This is a genomic window from Streptomyces sp. CB02959, from assembly GCF_002803155.1.
Lineage (GTDB): Bacteria > Actinomycetota > Actinomycetes > Streptomycetales > Streptomycetaceae > Streptomyces.
In genome coordinates this window covers 95,878-112,644 of sequence record NZ_NNBP01000023.1, presented here as the reverse complement: position 1 = coordinate 112,644, position 16,767 = coordinate 95,878, and the positions used below count along the sequence as shown (strand labels likewise).

Annotated in this window: 16 protein-coding genes; 9 read left to right on the top strand and 7 right to left on the bottom strand. The window is 74.4% G+C overall.

Annotated features, from left to right (window positions below; all coding sequences use genetic code 11):
- Positions 1-47 precede the first annotated feature (47 nt).
- Positions 48-1,418 carry an aminopeptidase P family protein gene (locus tag CG747_RS32010; protein ID WP_100605357.1) on the bottom strand — a complete coding sequence of 457 codons (1,371 nt, stop codon included), beginning with the start codon at positions 1,416-1,418 and terminating at the stop codon, positions 48-50.
- Between the two features lie 432 nt (positions 1,419-1,850).
- Here CG747_RS32010 and CG747_RS32005 point away from each other — a divergent pair, with 432 nt between their 5' ends.
- The 3 genes from CG747_RS32005 (at position 1,851) to CG747_RS31995 (ending at position 4,638) form a co-directional block, all read left to right on the top strand.
- The gene (locus CG747_RS32005; RefSeq protein WP_100605356.1) at positions 1,851-2,720 is read left to right on the top strand and encodes a universal stress protein; all 870 of its coding nucleotides are present in this window, start codon (positions 1,851-1,853) and stop codon (positions 2,718-2,720) included.
- 184 nt (positions 2,721-2,904) lie between these two features.
- On the top strand, positions 2,905-3,204 hold the full coding sequence (locus CG747_RS32000; RefSeq protein ID WP_100605355.1) for a DUF1876 domain-containing protein: 300 nt from the start codon (positions 2,905-2,907) through the stop codon (positions 3,202-3,204).
- 72 nt (positions 3,205-3,276) lie between these two features.
- Positions 3,277-4,638 (top strand): nicotinate phosphoribosyltransferase, encoded by a 1,362-nt coding sequence (locus CG747_RS31995; protein ID WP_100605354.1) that lies wholly within the window; start codon positions 3,277-3,279, stop codon positions 4,636-4,638.
- Positions 4,639-4,664: 26 nt separating this feature from the next.
- Here the strand turns inward: CG747_RS31995 and CG747_RS31990 are convergent, their stop codons facing one another.
- On the bottom strand, positions 4,665-5,531 hold the full coding sequence (locus CG747_RS31990) for a universal stress protein (RefSeq protein ID WP_100605353.1): 867 nt from the start codon (positions 5,529-5,531) through the stop codon (positions 4,665-4,667).
- 335 nt (positions 5,532-5,866) lie between these two features.
- Between CG747_RS31990 and CG747_RS31985 the strand changes: the two genes are divergently transcribed.
- Complete coding sequence (locus tag CG747_RS31985) at positions 5,867-6,631, top strand: HAD family phosphatase (protein ID WP_100605352.1); 765 nt, start codon at positions 5,867-5,869, stop codon at positions 6,629-6,631.
- Positions 6,628-9,033, top strand: coding sequence for a glycoside hydrolase family 65 protein (locus CG747_RS31980; protein ID WP_100605351.1), 2,406 nt, complete (start codon positions 6,628-6,630; stop codon positions 9,031-9,033). Before CG747_RS31985 ends, CG747_RS31980 begins: the two co-directional genes overlap by 4 nt.
- Before the next feature lie 33 nt (positions 9,034-9,066).
- Here the strand turns inward: CG747_RS31980 and CG747_RS31975 are convergent, their stop codons facing one another.
- Together CG747_RS31975 and CG747_RS31970 are read right to left on the bottom strand one after the other, a co-directional pair.
- Positions 9,067-10,542 (bottom strand): APC family permease, encoded by a 1,476-nt coding sequence (locus CG747_RS31975; protein WP_100605350.1) that lies wholly within the window; start codon positions 10,540-10,542, stop codon positions 9,067-9,069.
- Between the two features lie 150 nt (positions 10,543-10,692).
- Positions 10,693-11,319 (bottom strand): YigZ family protein, encoded by a 627-nt coding sequence (locus tag CG747_RS31970; protein WP_100605349.1) that lies wholly within the window; start codon positions 11,317-11,319, stop codon positions 10,693-10,695.
- A gap of 241 nt (positions 11,320-11,560) precedes the next feature.
- Here CG747_RS31970 and CG747_RS31965 point away from each other — a divergent pair, with 241 nt between their 5' ends.
- From CG747_RS31965 to CG747_RS31950, 4 genes are all read left to right on the top strand, one after another.
- On the top strand, positions 11,561-12,337 hold the full coding sequence (locus CG747_RS31965; RefSeq protein WP_100605417.1) for a type VII secretion system-associated protein: 777 nt from the start codon (positions 11,561-11,563) through the stop codon (positions 12,335-12,337).
- A gap of 214 nt (positions 12,338-12,551) precedes the next feature.
- Positions 12,552-13,730 carry an acyltransferase gene (locus CG747_RS31960; protein WP_100605348.1) on the top strand — a complete coding sequence of 393 codons (1,179 nt, stop codon included), beginning with the start codon at positions 12,552-12,554 and terminating at the stop codon, positions 13,728-13,730.
- Between the two features lie 185 nt (positions 13,731-13,915).
- A complete protein-coding gene (locus CG747_RS31955; protein WP_100605347.1) occupies positions 13,916-14,323 on the top strand; it encodes a CoA-binding protein in 408 nt (135 codons plus the stop codon).
- 81 nt (positions 14,324-14,404) lie between these two features.
- Positions 14,405-14,908 carry a GNAT family N-acetyltransferase gene (locus CG747_RS31950; RefSeq protein ID WP_100605346.1) on the top strand — a complete coding sequence of 168 codons (504 nt, stop codon included), beginning with the start codon at positions 14,405-14,407 and terminating at the stop codon, positions 14,906-14,908.
- 43 nt (positions 14,909-14,951) lie between these two features.
- On the opposite strand, the gene CG747_RS31945 is transcribed toward CG747_RS31950, so the two are convergent.
- The 3 genes from CG747_RS31945 to CG747_RS31935 all read right to left on the bottom strand — a co-directional run bounded on the left by CG747_RS31945 (position 14,952) and on the right by CG747_RS31935 (position 16,466).
- Positions 14,952-15,509 carry a YbaK/EbsC family protein gene (locus CG747_RS31945; RefSeq protein ID WP_100605345.1) on the bottom strand — a complete coding sequence of 186 codons (558 nt, stop codon included), beginning with the start codon at positions 15,507-15,509 and terminating at the stop codon, positions 14,952-14,954.
- A 72-nt stretch (positions 15,510-15,581) separates the two neighbouring features.
- Entirely contained in the window at positions 15,582-15,932 is a 351-nt protein-coding gene (locus CG747_RS31940) for a hypothetical protein (protein ID WP_100605344.1), read from the bottom strand.
- Between the two features lie 48 nt (positions 15,933-15,980).
- Positions 15,981-16,466: a DapH/DapD/GlmU-related protein gene (locus CG747_RS31935; RefSeq protein ID WP_374701850.1), complete on the bottom strand. Its 486-nt coding sequence runs from the start codon at positions 16,464-16,466 to the stop codon at positions 15,981-15,983.
- Positions 16,467-16,767 lie beyond the last annotated feature (301 nt).

Sequence of the window (16,767 nt, the reverse complement as noted above, 5' to 3'; positions counted from 1 at the left end):
CAATTCCCCTGCGCACGGCCCGGATCACCCCCGTACGGCCGACCGCGTCAGCCCTCCGTCAACTCGCCCATCCAGTCCTCCACCGCCTCCGGCGTCCGGGGCAGCGCGCCCGACATCAGCCGCGCCCCCTCCCCCGTGATCAGCAGGTCGTCCTCGATCCGTACGCCGATACCGCGCAGTTCGGGCGGGAGCGTCTCGTCGTCCGGCTGGAGGTAGAGGCCGGGCTCGACCGTCAGGACCTGCCCCTCCTCCAGCACGCCGTCCAGATAGGCCGTCGCCCGCGCCCGGGCGCAGTCGTGCACATCGAGCCCGAGCATGTGCCCGCTGCTGCACAGGGTGTAGCGGCGGTGGAAGTCCCCTTCCGGGCTCTTCAGGACGCCCCATGCGGCGAGCCCCTCCGCGATCACCCGCATCGCCGCGCGGTGGAAGTCACGGAAGCGGGCACCCGGCTTCAGGGCGGCGATGCCCGCCTCCTGGGCCGCGAGCACCAGGTCGTACACCTGCCGCTGCACCGGGGAGAACCGTCCGGACAGCGGCAGGGTGCGGGTGATGTCGGCGGTGTAGAGGGTGTCGGTCTCCACACCGGCGTCCAGGAGCAGCAACTGCCGGGCGTCCAGGGGGCCGTCGTTGCGGATCCAGTGCAGGACGCAGGCGTGCGCGCCGCCGGCCGCGATGGTCTCGTAGCCGGTGCCGTTGCCCTCGGCGCGGGCGCGCAGGCCGAAGACGCCCTCGATCCACCGCTCGCCGCGCGGGTGGGCGAGGGCGCGCGGAAGGGCGCGGACGACGTCCTCGAACCCGGCGGTGGTGTGGTCGACGGCGAGCTGCAGCTGCGCGACCTCCCAGGCGTCCTTGACGAGCCGCAACTCGGCGAGGACGGAGGCGAGTTCCGCGTCGGTGGCGGCGTCGCGGCCCGGCGGCAGCGCGCCGAGGTCGTCCAGGTGGACGCAGCGGAGGCCGGTCATGCGCTCGGCCTCGGCGAGGTCGGGGCGGCGGCCGACCCAGAACTCGCCGTACCGGCGGTCCCGGTAGAAGCCGTCGTCGGTGCGCGGGGAGCGGGGGCGGAGGTACAGGACCGCCTCGTGCCGGTGCGGTCCGTCCGGTTCCAGGACCAGGGCGTGTCCGGCCTGGTCCTCGCCGGTCAGTCCGGTGAGCCAGGCGTAGGCGCTGTGCGGCCGGAACCGGTGGTCGCAGTCGTTGGAGCGGACGGCGAGTTCCCCGGCGGGGATGATCAGCCGTTCGCCGGGGAAGCGGGCGGAGAGGCGGCCCCGGCGGGCGGGGGTGACCTCGGCGGCGGGCAGCCGGATGTCGCCGGGCAGCGGTGTGGCCGCCCAGTCGCTGGCCAGGAACCGCGCCAACTCCGGTGAGACGGGCAGGTCATGGCTGACCGTGCGCGGGGCGGTGGGGACGACGTCCTTCACGGGTTCTCCTCCTCGGTCGCCGAGCGGCTCGCCCGCCTCCCGCGAACAGCCCGCTCGGGACACGGCTGCGCGGCGGAGCGGACGGCACCTCGTCAGTGCAATTTCACATTACTACGTTACACATGACATGACGTGCGCATGCAGCTGACGTTTCGTCAATATCAGTGCATGCAGGGGAACTTGATGCCAACGCCCACACGCACGATCCACCTGCCCCCCTCACACAGGAGACCTTCGCGTTCCCTTCGAGAACCCTGCCCGGGGCGGCCACCGGGCGACCGCGCCCGAGCCCTCGACCCGCGCGATACCCGGCCCCGGCAGCACCGGCACCGTGCCGCCCACCCGGTGCCACCCGCCGGTCCGGCGGAGACTGGAAGTGCGGCATGCCGCTGCGTGGGTCAGCGGTGAGCGGACCGGGAGCGAGGTGAGGTCATGCAGGACGTGATCACCGTGGGCGTCGACGGGACCCCCGAGGCGACGGCCGCCGTGCGGTGGGCGGCGCACGAGGCGGAGCTGCGGCGGGCCCGGCTGCGGCTGCTGCACGCCTGGGTGCTGCTGGCACCCGAACCGGAACCCGGGCCGACCGGCGAGGACGACCAGAACTACTGGCCGCACCGGATCATCGGCGACGCCCGGGAGGTCGTCCGGGACCGCCACCCGGACCTCCCGGTGGACGAGGCCCTGGTGGCCGAGGACCCGCTCGCCGCCCTCAAGGAGGCGGCCGACCAGTCGTCGCTGCTGGTCCTGGGCTCGCGGGACCTGGGCCCGCTGGCGCGGTACGTGATGGGCGAGATCGGCCTCCAGGTGGTGGCGCACACCCGCACCCCCACGGTGCTGGTCCGGACCCGGCCGGGCGCCGCGACTCCGGCTCCGGGCGCCCCGGTGACGGCCGGACTGAGCCTGCACGAGCCGTGCGAGGCCCTGCTGGCGTTCGCCTTCGAGAGCGCCGCCCGGCGGGGCGTACCGCTCCGGGTCGTACACGGCCGGCACCTGCCCTCGTACGCGTACAACCGCGGCGGCGGGGTCGAGCCGGTCGCCGCGGAGCAGGCGGCCGAGGACGCCCGGCAGGAGCTGACGGCCGCGCTCCGGCCCTGGCGGGAGAAGTTCCCCGACGTCCGGCTGGAGGCCCGGGTGGAGCAGGAGAGCCCGGCGCGGGCGGTGCTGCGGGACGCCTCGGACGCCGCGCTGCTGGTCGTCGGCCGCCGGCACAAGCTGCACTTCCCGGCGCCGAAGATCGGCCATGTGGTCCAGGCGGCGGTGCACCACGCGCCGTGCCCGGTCGCGATCGTGCCGCACGAGTGAGCGCACCGCCGCTGCCGCGGTGCCGCACCGGCCGGCGCCGGGCACGCTCCCGCGGTGCGCCGCGTCCCGCACGGACAGGCGCCCCGAGCGGTTTCTCCCAACAATGGGTGGCAGGGGCGAGCGACGGCGTGCGGGCCCGTGGCACGGTCCGGTGCGGCCCCGCAGGACACCGCGGAGGTGAGCCATGGCGAAGACCACCGAGTGGCCGGTCCGGCTGATTCTCACCGAGGAGGACGGGACGACCCGGGCGCGGGTGGAGCTGGACACCGGCACCCAGGCCCTGACCGGGCACGGCCGGGCCCGCCGCAACCCCGAGGACCCTGCCGTCCCGGTGATCGGCGACGAACTGGCCGCCGGCCGGGCCATGAAGGACCTCGCCGGGCAGCTGATCCGGCTGGCGGACCACGACCTGGCGGGCGTCGGCGCCGCACCGCCGGGGCACGAGCGGCGCACCGTCTACGGCTGGACGAGCGAGCCGGCCTGAGAGCGCCCGCGGGTCGGCCGCCGGGCCGTGCGCGGCCCCGGTCCGCCGGCACGGCCCGGGAAGGAGCCGGCGATGCCGGATGGGACGACGGCCGGTCCGACCACGACCGACCTGTACGAAGTGACCATGGCCCTGTCGTACCTGCGCGAGGGGATGACCCGGCCGGCCACCTTCAGCTGCTTCGTACGGGAACTCCCCGCCGACCGGGGCTTCCTGGTCGCCGCCGGGGCGGAGGCGGTGCTCGACTTCCTCTCCCGGTTCCGGATCGGGCCCGAGGACGTGGAGGTGTTCGCGGAGGCGCTGCACCGGCCCACCATGGACCTGGCGCCGCTGCTGGGGCTTCGCTTCGCCGGGGAGGTCCGGGCGGTGCCGGAGGGCCGGGTGGTGCTGGCCGGCGAACCCCTGCTGGAGATCACCGCGCCGCTGCCGCAGGCGCAGCTGGTGGAGTCCTTCGTGCTGAACCAGCTCAGCCACCAGACCGCGATCGCCGCCAAGTGCGCGCGGTGCGTCCTGGCGGCCCGCGGCCGGCCGGTGGTGGACTTCTCGCTGCGCCGCGCGCACGGGGTGGAGGCGGGTCTGCGGGCCGCGCGGCTGGCGGCGATGGCCGGTTTCGCGGGGACCAGCAACGTGGCGGCGGCGCACGCCGAGCGGCTGCCGGCGGTCGGCACCATGGCGCACTCCTACGTCGAGGCGTTCGAGGACGAGGAGGCCGCGTTCAGCGCCTTCGCGCGGGCCCATCCGGGGCCGGTGACGTTCCTGGTGGACACCTACGACGTCGATTCCGGGGTGGCCGCGGCGGCCCGGGTGCTGCACACCCTGGACCGTACCGAGGGGGCGGCGATCCGGCTGGACAGCGGCGATCTGGCGGCGCTGGCGGTGCGGGCCAGGGCGATGCTGGACCGCGCGGAGCTGCCCGGGGTGCGGATCGTGGCCAGCGGCGGGCTGGACGAGTTCGCGGTGGACGACCTGGTGCGGGCCGGGGCGCCGGTCGACGTGTTCGCGGTGGGCACCCGGGTCGGGGTCAGCGCCGACGCGCCGTACCTCGATTCGGCGTACAAGCTCGTCGCGTACGACGGGCGGCCGGTGATGAAGCTGTCGGCCGCGAAGGCCACCGCACCGGGCCGGAAACAGGTCTTCCGCCACCCGGGCTGCCGCGATGTGATCGGGCTGGCCGAGGAGCCGGCGCCGGCCGGCAGCGTGCCGTTGCTGGAGACGCTGATGCGCGACGGGATGCGCTGTGCGCCGCGGACCTCGCTGGCGGACGCCCGGTCCCGGCTCGTGGCGGACCTCGCGGAGCTGCCGTCGACGGCTCGGGCCATCCGGGCGCCGGTCCCGGTCCGGCCGTCGGTCTCCGCACCGCTGGCCACCTTGACCCAGCACGTGCAGCGGCGGATCGAACGGGCGGTGCTGGCCCCGTACGACCACCTCGCCTGACGCCCGCGGCGGGGCCCGGCCGGGGCTCAGCCCCGCGGGACGACGGCGACCGGGCAGGCGGCGTGGTGCAGCGCGGCGTGCCCGACCCGGCCCAGTTGCAGCCCGAAGTGGCCGTGCCGGTGGCGGGCCCCGAGGACCAGCAGGTCCGCCGCGGCGGACCGCCGGACCAGCACCCGGTGCGCCGGTCCCTCGACGGTGGTGCGGCGGACGTGCACCGTCGGGTGCGCCGCCGCCTCCGCCTCCACCGCCGCGTCGACCAGCTCCGATGCCCGCTGCTCGGCGTGGTGCTCGGGTCCGGCGTCGTGCCCGCCGCGGTCGGCGCTCTCGTGGGCGGGGCAGTGCCAGGCGCGGATCGCGTCGAGGGCGCAGCCGCGGGCCTCCGCCTCCCGGAAGGCGAACCGGACGGCCGGGGAGCCCTTCGCGGTGTCCCCGATGCCGAGCAGCACCCGGTCGTGGCTACTGTCCAGACCGGCCCGGTCGCCGCGGACCACCACCACGGGGTGCCGGGCGCGGGCCGCCACCGACAGGCTGACCGAGCCCAGCAGCAGGTCGGCGAACTCCCCGCGCCCCTTGCAGCCGAGGACCACCGCCGTGGCGTAGGGCGCCTCGCGGAGCAGGGCGGTGACCGCGTCGTCGGCCAGGACCTGGACCGAGACCTCGACCTCGGGGTTGCGCCGGGCGGCGCGGTCGGCGGCGGACGCGACGAGCCGGTCGGCCATCGCCTGCTCGGCGGGGGCGCTCTCCGGTGGGGCCACCCCTTCGTAGCGCTCCCACCGGGACGCGTGGACCAGGCGCAGCGGCAGTCCGTGGAGCGCCGCCTCGTCCACCGCCCAGTCCAGGGCGCGCAGCCCGGCGTCCGATCCGTCCACGCCTACGACCAGGGGGAGTTCCATCGTCCCCACCGCCTTCCGTCGCTCGGGCCGCGGCCGTGCCGGGGCGGCGCCGGGTCCGGGCCCGCGCGGCCGGCGGTGCGGGCCCGGAACGCGGCGTCCGGTGGCGTCCCTCGGCTCCCTTCCATCGTGTGCCCCGGGCCCCGCGGCTCGCCAGGGCCCGCGGGGCCACGAGCGGCCCGGGCCGGGATGTCGTGGTGCCATGGAGGGACGTATCCGCACGCATCAGAACGCATGGGGACGCACCGGAAACGCATCCGAACGCAGCGAAGCTGCCTCGGAACGCATCGGAACGCCTTGGAACGCATCCGACGAAGGAATGCTGGAGGGTAACCGCCATGTCCGCCGCGTCGCCGCTGGCCGCGTGTCTGCGCCGGGTGCGGGCCGTGGTCTTCGACACCGACGGCGTGCTCACCGACTCGGCGCGGATGCACGCCGCTGCCTGGCAGGAGGCGTTCGACGCCTGTCTGGCCGCCGCGGGCGGAGGACGGCCCTTCGACCCGGTGGACGACTACCTCCGCCATGTGGACGGCCGGTCCCGGCTGGACGGCGCCGCCGCGTTCCTGGCCTCCCGGGGGCTGGCGCTGCCGCCCGGCTCCCCCGACGACCCGCCGGGCACCGGCTCGGTGGCGGCGGTCGCGGCCCGCAAGGAGGAGGTGTTCACCGCGCTGCTGCGGGAGGGCGGGGCGCCCGCCTGGCCGGGCAGTGTGCGGCTGCTGCACGCGCTGCGCGGGGCGGGCGTCCCGTGCGCCGCGGTGTCCGCGTCCCGCCATGCCACCGAGCTGCTGTCCCGGGCGGGCCTGCTGGGGCTGTTCGGGGCGGTGGTGGACGGAAACGAGGCGGCGCGGCTGGGGCTGCCGGGCAAACCGGATCCGGCGCTGTTCGCGGAGGCGGCCCGGCGGCTGGCCGTGCCACCCCGGGAGGCGGCCGTGGTGGAGGATGCCGCGGCCGGTGTCGAGGCGGGCCGCCGCGGCGGCTTCGGCCTGGTCGTGGGCGTCGACCGGAGCGGCACCCCGGGGCACGCCGCCGCACTGCGCCACCACGGCGCCGACGTGGTGGTCACCGACCCCGGCGAGCTGCTGGTGCCCGGGGCGGCCCCGTGACAGCGCCGGCCTGGACCTGGACGTACGAGGGGTACGACCCGGAGGACGAGCGGCTGCGGGAGGCGCTGTGCACGCTCGGCAACGGCCGGTTCGCCACCCGCGGCGCCGCCTCGGAGTCGCCGTGCGGCCCCGCGCACTACCCGGGCACCTACGCGGCCGGCCTCTACAACCGGCTGACCTCGACCGTCGCCGGCCGCTGGGTGGAGAACGAGGACCTGGTCAACCTGCCCGACTGGCTGCCGCTGCGCTACCGCATCCGCCCCCAGGACGCCCCGGAGCCCGGCCCGTGGCTCTCCCCCGACCATCCCCAGCTGACCGGACACCGCCGGACGCTGGACCTGCGCCGCGGCACCCTGACCCGCTGGTCGTCGTACGAGGACGGCGCCGGGCGGCGGCTGACCGTCACCGAGCGCCGCCTGGTCCACATGGCCGAACCCGATCTCGCCGTCCAGCGCACGGTGTTCACCGCCGAGGGGTGGTCGGGGACGGTGGAGGTCGCGGCGGGGCTCGACGGCGACGTCCGCAACCGCGGGGTGGCCCGCTATCAGGCGCTCGCCGACACCCATCTGACCGGCTGGGAGACCGGCGCCGAGGACGACGGCGCGTGCTGGCTGCGCTGCCGCACCCGCACCTCCGGCATCACCGTCGCGCTGGCCGCCCGCTTCCGCGCCGCCCCGCGCGGCGGCACCGCCCGCTCCGAGCCGGGGCCGCGCCGGGTCTGGCGGATGCTCACCGTCCCGGTGCGGCCCGGCGCCCCGGCGACCGTGGACAAGACGGTGGCGCTGCACACCTCGCAGGACCGGGCCCGCGCCGCACCGCTGCCGGCCGCCCTGGACGCGGTCCGCCGGGCCCCGGCCGTGCCCCGGCTGCTGGCCTCGCACCACCGCGCCTGGCAGCACCTGTGGCGGCAGGTGCGGCTGGACGTGCCCGGCGCGGCGGGCCGGATCCTGCGGCTGCACGTCTTCCACGTGCTGCAGACCCTCTCCCCGCACACCGCGCGGCTGGACGTGGGGGTGCCGGCGCGCGGTCTGCACGGCGAGGCGTACCGGGGGCACGTCTTCTGGGACGAACTGTTCGTGCTGCCGTTCTTGAACCTGCAGTTCCCGGAGGTGTCCCGGGCGCTGCTGGACTACCGCCACCGGCGGCTGCCGGCGGCCCGCCGGGCGGCGCGCGAGGCGGGCCGGGCGGGCGCGATGTACCCGTGGCAGAGCGGCAGCGACGGCCGCGAGGAGACCCAGCGGCTGCACCTCAACCCGCGCTCGGGCCGCTGGCTGCCGGACCACTCCCACCTCCAGCACCACGTCGGTTCGGCGATCGCCTACAACGTGTGGCAGTACTGGCAGGCCAGCGGCGACACCGCGTTCCTGCACACCAAGGGCGCGGAGATGCTGCTGGAGATCGCCCGTTTCTGGGCGGCGAGCGCGGACTGGGACCCGGCGCTGAACCGCTACCGCATCCGCGGGGTGGTCGGCCCCGACGAGTACCACGAGGGCTATCCGGACGCCGACCGGCCGGGCCTGGACGACAACGCGTACACCAACGTCACCGCAGCCTGGGTGCTGACGCGGGCGCTGGAGCTGTGCCGGACCCTGCCCGAGGCGCGCCGGCGGCCGCTGTTCGAGCGGCTGGCGCTCTCGCACGACGAACGGCAGCACTGGGACGACCTCGCGCACCGGCTGCACGTCCCCTACCACCGGGGCGTGATCAGCCAGTTCGCGGGCTACGGGCAGCTGGCCGAACTCGACTGGGCGGGCTACCGGGCCCGCTACGGCGACATCCGGCGGCTGGACCGGATCCTGGAGGCCGAGGGCGACACCGTCAACCGCTACCAGGCGTCCAAACAGGCCGACGTGCTGATGCTCGGCTACCTCTTCTCGCCCTCGGAACTGGCCGGTGTCTTCCGCCAGTTGGGCTACCGCCTCGACGACGACGTCTGGCGGGCGACCGTCGACCACTACCTGCACCGCACCTGCCACGGTTCGACGCTCAGCGCCGTGGTCCACGCCTGGGTGCTGGCGCGGGTGCGCCGCGACGACGCCTGGGCGTACTGCGAGGAGGCGCTCACCGGCGACGTGGCGGACGTCCAGGGCGGCACCACCGCGGAGGGCATCCATCTGGGCGCGATGGCCGGCACCCTCGACTTCGTGCAGCGCGGGATGACCGGTCTGGAGACCCGGGACCGCGCCCTGTGGCTGGATCCGGCGCCGCTCCCCCAGCTCTCCAAGTTCGGCGTGCGGTTCCGCTACCGCCGCCACCGGGACATCGACCTGCGGATCCACGCCGACCGGGTGCGGATCACCGTGCCGGAGTCGGAGCACGCCGCGGTCCGGGTCCGGGTGCGCGGCCGCCCGTTCACCGTCGCCCCGGGGACGTCCCGCCGACTCGACCTCCCCGACGGCTGAACCAACCAGCCAACAAGCTCAATTGACGCCCCATCAATTCGGTTCGGGAAGCGACTCGACCGGCTCCGCCCCCGCGTCCGGATCCGCCCCGTGCAGATACTCCTCACTGATCCGCTTCGGCCCGAACGGCCACTCCCGCTCCGCGCGGGCCCACCCCAGGAACGCCACCAGCCCCGCCGCGACCCAGGCCAGCGACCATTCGATGGGGTGCCGGCCGGGGGCGCTGCGGTCCGCGTAGCCGTAGATCACCAGCCAGCCGACCAGCGCGACCAGGCTCGGCAGCGGGTGCAGCCAGATGCGGTACGGGCGGCGCAGCGCCGGCTGCCGGCGCCGCAGCACGCTGACCGCCGCGATCTGGGCCAGCGCCTGCACCAGCACCATCACCGTGGTGAGCAGCTGGATGACGGTCGCCAGGTCGGTGTGGCGGCCCAGCAGGAAGCCCGCGGCCATGATGGCGCCCATGGTCAGCAGCCCCAGGACCGGGAAGCGGTGGCGGGGGTGCAGCGTCCCGTACGGGCGGAAGAACACCCGGTCCCGGGCGGCGTCGTAGGGGACCCGGGAGCCGCCGAGGAGTCCGGTGAGGACGGAGGTGACGGCGGTGATCAGGATGAGCACGGTGACGGCGTCGGCGGCGGTGCGGCCCCAGGTGCGTTCCAGGACGGCGGAGGCGACCGAGGATCCGGCCGTGCTGTGCGGATCGAGCATCTCGCGCCAGTCGACGACGCCGAGGGTGCCGATCTGGAGCAGCAGGTAGATCACCATGATGCCGAGGATGGAGAAGAGGATGGCGCGCGGCAGGGTGCGGCCGGGGCGTTTGATCTCGGCGCCCATGTAGGCGGTGGTGTTGTAGCCGAGGTAGTCGTAGATGCCGATGGTGAGGCCGCCGGCGAAACCGACCCAGAAGTGACCGGCCGTCAGATCGACGGCGTGCGCGGGGTAGGTGAAGGCCCGCTCCGGGCTGAAGTGGGTGAACGCCGCGATGATGACCAGGCCGACGGCGGCGATCATCACCGTCCACAGCACGACGGCGAGCCGGGCGATCCGCTCCACCCGCCGCCACAGCAGCACCACGATGCCGGCGGTGACCGCCAGGCCGACCGCGTCCCCCTGCCCCTGGCTCATGCCCGGCCACAGATAGCCCAGGTACTGCACGAAGCCGATGACGCCGGTGGACATCCCGAGGGGGATGAACAGCATCGCCGTCCACACGAACAGAAACGGCATCAGCTTCCCCGTGCGGTACTGGAACGCCTGCCGCAGATACACATAACTGCCGCCCGCCCCGGGCAGCGACGCCCCCAACTCCGCCCAGATCAGCCCGTCGGCGAGCGCCAGCACCGCACCCGCGACGAAGCCGATGACGGCCTGCGGTCCGCCGAACGCGGTCACCATCAGCGGGATGGTCACGAACGGCCCGATCCCGCACATCTGGCTCATGTTGATCGCGGTGGCCTGGAACAGTCCGATCCGGCGGACGAATCCCACCCGTTCCCCGAGGAGGTCCGGCATGCCTGGCAGCCCCTTCCCGTGCCGGCGCGCACGCCGGTCCGCGGCCCGTTCCGCCGGCCCAGGCTGACACGTTCGGCGCCACCGCGCACCGGTGCGGACCGAACTTCGGGTCCCCGCCCGAGCGGACACGCCCTAGTCCGGGCCCGCCGCCTACACCTCCCCGTACGCCTCCCCGCCCAGCTCCAGGCGGGCCGTACCGGCCGTGGAGTCCGCAAGCCAGGCGCGGAACCCGTCCACGTCCGCCTCCGGCAGCCCCACCTCGATGCGGACCTCGGCCCCGTAGGTCACCTCGCGCACCGCCCGCCCCGTGGTACGCAGGTCGTTCTCCAGCCGGCCCGCGCGCTGGTGGTCCACGGTGACCGTCACCAGCCGGAACCGCTGCCGGGTGACCGTGCCCAGCACGTCCAGCGCCTCCCCGACCACACCCCCGTAGGCGCGGATCAGGCCGCCCGCCCCCAGCTTGACGCCGCCGAAGTACCGCGTGACCACGGCAACCACGTAGCGCACCTCGCGCCGCACCAGCATCTGCAGCATCGGCACTCCGGCCGTGCCGCCCGGTTCGCCGTCGTCGCTGGCCTTCTGGATGCCGCCGTCGGCCCCGAGGACGTACGCGAAGCAGTGGTGCCGGGCGGACGGGTGCTCCTTGCGGACACGCGCGATGAAGTCCTGGGCCTCCTCCTCGGTCGCGACCGGCGCGAGCGCACAGAGGAAGCGGGACTTGTTGATCTCGATCTCGTGGACGCCCTCGCGGGCCGGCGTCCGGTACTGCTCCTGCATCCGACCAGCCTAAGCGCCCGCCCGAACGGGACGACCGCGGCACCCGGCGTCCCGCGCCGCGCTGCGGTGTCCGCCGTCCGGCGCAGTCCGCACCGCCGGGCGGCGTACCCGGGCCGTCCGCACGGTGCGTCGGGGAGACGTCCGCCGCCCCCGTGGGCACTGTGGCCCCAGCGGGACCCCGCGGCCGCAGGACGGCCCGGTGGCCCCGCGGGACCGGAACGGCGGCTCGGCGGAGGGCTCGATGGACGACAGCACACAGGCGGCGATGACAGCCGGCGTTCCGGTGACCGGCGAGGAGATGCCGGTGCCGCCCCCGGAGGTCGTCGAGGCGGCCCGCGAGGCACCGGACCACTGGCTGGCCATGGTGGACCTGACCTGGGCGGGCGAGGACGCACCCCCGCTGTGGGCGGTGATCGGGCAGTGGCGGTCGGGCCCGGACGGCGAGATCGCCGAATGGCGCGACAACCCGGAGTACCGACCGTCACCGCAGATGCTGGACTGGGCGGACCCGACCGACCCGGTGGACCGAGCCGTCCAGCTGTCCGCCACCGGGTACGGCCCGGACCGGGCGGTCTGCGAGGAGCTGGCGCGGGCGGAGGTGTCCGTCCTGGTCACCGCCTCCGGCGCACCCCTGGCGGCGGCCTCCCCCGAGGGCGCCCCGGTGGTCCCCGTCTACACCGCCGCCGCCCAGCTGGAATCGGCGGGCCGACTGCTCTACGACCGGCGGCCGGCGGCCGAACTGATCGAGCAGCTGCCACCGGGGCACGCCCTCTACCTCAACCCGTCCGGGCCGGTGAGCATGGTCGTGGAGCCCGAGCAGCTGCGTGCGGCACTGACCGCCGCCGGCGGCACCGGCGCCAAGCAGCGCACCCGGGAGCCGGCCGCCGGCACGGCGCTGCGGCCGGGCACCGGCGCCGGGGCGCCGGAGCCGGTGGGCGGCCCCGCGATCGGCAAACCGGCCCGCTCCGCGGCGGGCAGCCGCGTCGTCGGCGCCGCGCTCGGCCGCCGCACCGGCTGACCGCCCACCCCGAAACCCGCCCCGCCCGTCTTCCCCTTCGGGCGGGGCGTTCTGCTGCGCCCCGGCGGCATCGTCACCGTCGGTGATCTCCACACACCCCCTGCCGACCCGTGACCCGCCCGTAATCGAAACTTCGTACAACTTTGTCTACGGTCTGTCAGGCTCACCAGGCAGAGATCGCTCCCGCAAGGGGGAGCTCCAGGGGGTTTGCGCAATGGTTGAGAAACGTTCGGGGAACCGACTGGCCGCACTGGACGGCCTGCGCTTAGTCGCCGCACTGCTGGTGGTCTTCTACCACTACGTCGCCCTCGCCGTACCGTGGGGCCACGCCACCGGCACCATCTTCCCGACGGCCCACAAGGCGGCCCAGTACGGATGGTTGGGCGTCGAGGTCTTCTTCCTGATCAGCGGCTTCGTCATCTGCATGAGCGTGTGGGGCCGCACGGTGGGCCAGTTCGCGGTCTCCCGCGTCTCCCGGCTGTTCCCCGCCTACTGGGCCGGCATCCTGCTCACCGCGCTGGTGGTGAAGTTCTGGCCGGAGGTCACCTCCCTCCGCGGCTGGGACACCGTGATCAACAACCTGACCATGCTCCAGGCCGGCAACAACACGCCCAACGTGGATCCGGTGTACTGGACGCTCTTCGTGGAGCTGAAGTTCTACCTGATCATGGTCGTGGTCATGCTGTGCGGCGTCACCTACCGCAACTGCCTGCTCCTGTGCGGCGTATGGACCGCGGCCGCCGCCCTCGCACCGGCCCTGCAGACGCCGCTGCTCACCGCCTTCGCGATGCCGCAGTACGCACCGTTCTTCATCGCCGGCATCGCCTTCTACCTGATGCGCCGCCACCGGCCCAACGCCATCCTCTGGGCGATCGTGCTCCTGCAACTCCTGCTCGCCCAGCGCTACATCGGCCACCGCCTGGCCACCAACCTCGGCCAGGCCGTCGCGCACACCCTGCCCAGCTGGCCCGCCCGCCTCCTGATCGTCGCCGCCTTCGCCCTCGTCGGCGCCATCGCCCTCGGCGCCTTCGACCGGATCCAGTGGAAGTGGCTCACCACCGCGGGAGCGCTCACCTACCCGCTCTACGTCATCCACATGAACATCGGCATGACCCTGATCCACCGCTTCCGGAACAGCCTCCCCGCGCCGGTCCTGGTCGCGTCGGTCACCGCGCTGATGCTGGTGGCCGCCTGGCTCGTCCACCGCCTCGTCGAACGCCCCCTCGGCGCATGGCTCCGCACCCGCATGCGAAGCGGCATCGACGACGTCCGCCGGCATGTCACACCGCGCCGCAGACACGCCCGCCCCACCACACCCCCCACGCCCACCGTGCCCCACCAGGCCGAAGGCGACCGGACGTCACCGCCCGCCCGCACCTTCGAGTCCGTCTGACCGTCCCCGCTCCGGAAGGGCCGGCGGATGCAGGGGACGCCGGGTATGCCGGGGACGCAGGGAAATCAGCGGATGCAGAGAAACCACGGGAACCACGGGAATCAGGGGGATCAGGGGGATCAGGGGAATCAGGGGAGCCGATCGCCCGTTGTGTCGTAACGGAATACGGACGACAGGAGACCCCCGTGCACGGCGACCAGGCAACCATCCGCAGAATCCTCACCGAGCTCGGCGACACCTGGGCCGTCGTAGGGCTCTCGGCCAACCGGCAGCGCGCCGCGTACCGCGTCGCCGAGGTGCTGCAGAGCTACGGCAAGCGGATCATCCCCGTGCACCCGAAGGCCGAGACCGTGCACGGCGAAGCGGGCTACCCGTCCCTGGCGGCCGTCCCGTTCACGATCGACGTCGTCGACGTCTTCGTGCGCAGCGACCTCGCCGGAGCCGTCGCCGACGAGGCCGTCACCATCGGCGCCCAGGCGGTCTGGTTCCAACTCGGCGTCACCGACGACGACGCCTACCACCGCACCCGCACCGCCGGCCTCGACATGGTCATGGACCGCTGCCCGGCCATCGAGATCCCCCGGCTCGGCTGACCCGCCTGCGATCATCCCCGGATGATCATCAGGCCCGCACGGAAGCCGGCCGTCCCCTGACGCGTGCGCTAGCGTGCCGCCATGATCACGCCACGTACCGCCCGTCCCGAGGACGCCGCCGAGCTGGTCCGGCTGCGCCGGCTGATGTACCTGGCCATGAACGGCCGTGCTGATCACGGCAGTTGGGAACGGAACGCGGAGGAGGTCGCGCGTCGGCAGCTGGCCGGACCGGACCCCCGGCTGATCGGTTTCGTGGTGGACGGGGCGGCGGACGGGGCGGCTGCGCCGCATCTCGCCGCGGGTGCGCTCGGCTGGATCGACGAGCGGCTGCCGTCCCCGGTCAACCCGACCGGCCGGATGGGCTTCGTCTTCAACGTCTGCACGGATCCCCGGTACCGGGGCCGGGGCTACGCCCGGGCGACGACCGAGGCCCTCCTCGGGCGGTTCGCGCAGCAGGGCGTCGCCCGGGTCGACCTGCACGCCACGGACGCCGCGCTGCCGCTCTACCGCAGCCTGGGCTTCACCGAGCACAGCACGCCGCTCTCGCTGGACCTGCGCCGGCGGCCGGGCACCGAGGTCGGCTGACCGCGGCCCGCAAGGCCCGGCCCGGCGGCCGGGCGCCGGGCCGTCAGGCGGTGCCCAGCCCCTCCAGGACCGTGGCGCCCGGAAGTTCGGCCAGCGCCTTGCCGGGGACGATGAGCTTGCCCCGGCGGCTGCCGCTGCCGACCAGCGCGTAGGGGGTGTCGGCGACCGCGGCGTCCACCAGCAGCGGCCAGGACGCGGGCAGCCCGATCGGGGTGATCCCGCCGTACTCCATGCCGCTGTCGCCGACCGCGGTGTCCACGGGGGCGAACGACGCCTTGCGGGCGCCCAGATGGCGGCGGACCACGCCGTTGACGTCGACGCGGGTGGTGGACAGGACGACGCAGGCGGCCAGCGTGACCTCGCCGCCGCGCTTGCCGGCCACCACCACGCAGTTCGCCGACTGCTCCAGCAGCCAGTCGCCGTAGTGGGCGACGAGGAGTTCGGTGTCCGCGATGGCCGGGTCGGTGTCGACGTACCGGAGCTCCGCCACGGGGACGGAGCCGCGCCAGTCGCGCAGCGCGGCGGCGACCGGCTCGGGCAGGAGGTCCAGGCACTCGGCGGCGGGCCGGACTTCGTCGAAGGCATCCATCGGCACGGGCATACCGCCAAATTAGCAGCCACGGCAGGCGCGACGGGCCGACTGCGGCCCAGGACGTGATCGGGCGGCCGGGACTCAGAGCCAGCGCTGTGCCGCCTCGACGCTGTCCCCGCCACTGGTGTTGAACGCAATCGCGGCCTGGGGTGCATGGCGCCGGATCAGGTTCACGATCTGTTCGAAGAGCGGAAGCAGCGGCTCGGCCTTGCGGATCCCACCGCCGACGACCACGACATCCCACGGCTGCCTGGTCAACGAGGCGACGAGGGTGGACGCGGCCGATTCGTCGAACACGATCAGTGTCATGGCCGCGTCGATGCCGTGCTCACCGAACCGGGCCAGCTCCGCATCGAGCGCCGCACGAAGAGCCTCTCCGTCGACGCCGGGTATCGCTTGCGGGTCGTAACCGACAACAAGTGCAGAAGACATGCGGCCAACCTACCGAGCCCTGCCCGGACTTGACCCGCCGGACGCGACCTAGCCCTCCGCCGTCTCCCACTCCCCCAGTGCCAGCAGCTGCTCCGGTGTGACGCCCTCCGGGATCGGGACCGGCGTCGGCGTCCGCAGCGGCGGCTGCCAGCCCTCGCCCGGTTCCCAGCGGCGGACGATCCTGGCGGGCGCCCCGGCCACCACCGCGTGGTCGGGGACCTCGCCGCGGACCACCGCACCGGCCGCGACCACCACGTTCCGCCCCAGCCGCGCGCCGGGAAGGATCACCGCCCCGGTGCCGATCCAGCCGCCCGGCCCGATGGCGACCGGGTCGGTGCGCGGCCACTGCTTGCCGACCGGCGTCTCGGGGTCGTCGTAGCTGTGGTTGGTGGTGGTGACGTACACGCCGGGGCCGAAGAAGCAGTCGTCGCCGATCGTCAGGCGCACGTCCGCGATCACATGGCTGCCGCGCCCCAGCACCACACCGTTGCCCAAGGTCAGGATCGGGTCCGGGCCCAGGTCGAGGTCCGGCATCATGCCCGCGGTGAGTGTGACGTCCTGGCCGATGATGCAGTGCGCGCCCAGCTCGATCCAGGGGTCGCCGAAGACCGTGCCCTGCGGGAACGCCAGCCGCGTGCCGGTGCCGATCCGGCGGAAGCGGTACGGTCCGGGGCGCTCGGCCGTGACGGCCGCGCTCTCCCGCACCCAGCGCGCCCCACGGTGGACGGCGCGGGACACCGCCCGGCGCCGCCAGGCCGTCAGGGACGAGAACACGTTCTGGTTTATCGGCACCCGCACACCGTACTCAGCGGGCCGGGGCACCGACCGCGCGCCC